This window comes from Ferrovibrio sp. (assembly GCF_002796975.1).
In the GTDB taxonomy this organism is placed as follows: domain Bacteria; phylum Pseudomonadota; class Alphaproteobacteria; order Ferrovibrionales; family Ferrovibrionaceae; genus Ferrovibrio.
On sequence record NZ_PEKV01000043.1, the window covers coordinates 1 to 1,180 of the forward strand.

2 protein-coding genes are annotated in these 1,180 nt (G+C 64.0%); one reads left to right on the forward strand and one right to left on the reverse strand.

Features of this window, described 5'->3' with window-relative positions; all coding sequences use genetic code 11:
* Positions 1-342 (reverse strand): hypothetical protein (locus CTR53_RS21330; RefSeq protein WP_367159010.1); only part of this gene is annotated, 342 nt, incomplete at its 3' end.
* Between CTR53_RS21330 and CTR53_RS21335 the strand changes: the two genes are divergently transcribed.
* Positions 320-1,180: beta-propeller fold lactonase family protein (locus CTR53_RS21335; RefSeq protein ID WP_367159011.1), on the forward strand; the 861-nt coding region annotated here is incomplete at its 3' end. The genes CTR53_RS21330 and CTR53_RS21335 overlap by 23 nt on opposite strands.

The window sequence follows — 1,180 nt, forward strand, 5'->3', positions numbered from 1 at the left end:
CGCGGCAGCGACCGGGTCCGCGGTCGCGGCGTCTCGGGCGGCGGCGGTGACGGTCGCGTCCACGGATGCGTCGGCGACGTCTGCGACCGCGGCGAACGCGGCTGCGGTTGCTGCGGCGCAGGCGTCCTCGAACGCGGATCGTTCCTCGACCACGAACGCGGCCGGGACCGCGTCGGGTGCTGTTGTAACTGCGTCATCCTCGCGTCTCGGCGATAAAGACACCGTCACCAATACCATTACCGTTGGCCCGTACCCGCTCGCGGTGGCGGTTACTCCGGATGGGAGTACCGTATACGTCGTCAACAGCAGGTCGAATTCGGTGCCGAGGATTGATACGGCCACCGGGACAGTCACCAAAACCATTACCGTCGGCTCGGGTCCGTACGGGGTGGCGGTTACTCCGGATGGGAGCGCCGTATACGTCGTCAACAGCGCGTCGGGTTCGGTGTCGGTGATTGATACGGTCACAGGGGCAGTCACCAAAACCATTACCGTCGGCTCGCTTCCGTCCGGGGTGGCGGTTACTCCGGATGGGAGCGCCGTATACGTCACCAACAGCGCGTCGGGTTCGGTGTCGAGGATTGATACGGCCACCGGGACAGTCACCAAAACCATTACCGTCGGCTCGGGCCCGTACGGGGTGGCGGTTACTCCGGATGGGAGCGCCGTATACGTCTGTAGCAGAGGAACGGGTTCGGTGTCGGTGATTGATACGGTCACAGGGGCAGTCACCAAAACCATTCCCATCGGCTCGTTTGCGTCCGGGGTGGCGGTTACTCCGGATGGGAGCGCCGTATACGTCACCAACAGAGAAACGGATTCGGTGTCGGTGATTGATACGGTCACAGGGGCAGTCACCAAAACCATTCCCGTCGGTCCGGGCCCGTGGGGGGTGGCGGTTACTCCGGATGGGAGTACCGTATACGTCGCCAACAGCTGGTCAGATTCGGTGTCGGTGATTGATACGGTCACAGGGGCAGTCACCAATACCATTACCGTCGGCTCCGGCCCGTGGGGGGTGGCGGTTACTCCGGATGGGAGCGCCGTATACGTCACCAACCAGTGGTCGAGTTCGGTGTCAGTAATTGGGGTGTCGCGACCAACACCGACGGCGGCGGCGTCGGGTGCGGCGGTAACGGTGGCGTCTTCGGATGCGTCGACGACCTCGGCGGCGAACGCG